Source organism: Vibrio sp. 10N.222.46.A1, assembly GCF_041473595.1.
In the GTDB taxonomy this organism is placed as follows: domain Bacteria; phylum Pseudomonadota; class Gammaproteobacteria; order Enterobacterales; family Vibrionaceae; genus Vibrio; species Vibrio tasmaniensis_A.
Map to the genome: position 1 here is coordinate 1 of NZ_JBFRSN010000740.1, position 742 is coordinate 742.

The window sequence follows — 742 nt, forward strand, 5'->3', positions numbered from 1 at the left end:
ACCTAGAACTAGGCTTTCACCCTTAAAAAGAAAACTTCAATTGATGGAAATCGCACTTGAAGTATTCTCTCGCCGTGGCATTGGCCGCGGTGGACACGCTGATATTGCCGACATCGCTCAGGTGTCAGTAGCAACAGTATTTAACTACTTCCCTACCCGTGAAGATCTGGTTGATGAAGTACTTAACCACGTTGTTCGTCAATTCTCGAACTTCCTTTCAGACAACATTGACCTAGATATTCACGCAAAAGAAAATCTACATAATATTGCGACTGAAATGGTGACGTTAGTGGCTCAAGATAGCAATTGGTTAAATGTATGGTTCGAATGGAGTGCATCAACTCGCGATGAAGTGTGGCCTCTGTTTGTAACCACTAACCGCACTAACCAGATGTTAGTACAAAACATGTTTAGCAAGGCGATTGAACGCGGCGAAGTCTGTGACGATCACGATCCTAAACACCTAGCAAATCTATTCCACGGCATTTGCTACTCTCTATTCATCCAAGCGAAACGTGTAGATACGCAAGAAGAACTTTCGACCTTGACGGATAGCTACTTGAACATGCTGTGCATTTATAAGTAGATTCGATCTTCGAACAAAACTAAAGGGTTGGCTTTTACGCTAACCCTTTTTTATTTCCTCTCACCTAATCAGATTCCCTATTCCTTCCTTCGTCACTCTAGAGAATGACGGATATAAAGAACCACTACGCTTCACTTCGTCATCCTCAAGAGCGAG

The 742-nt window shown here is 42.9% G+C and carries 1 protein-coding gene; it reads left to right on the forward strand.

Features of this window, described 5'->3' with window-relative positions; all coding sequences use genetic code 11:
* Positions 1–586: LuxR/HapR/OpaR family quorum-sensing transcriptional regulator (locus AB4496_RS19450; RefSeq protein ID WP_372131664.1), on the forward strand; the 586-nt coding region annotated here is incomplete at its 5' end.
* Between the last annotated feature and the right edge of the window lie 156 nt (positions 587–742).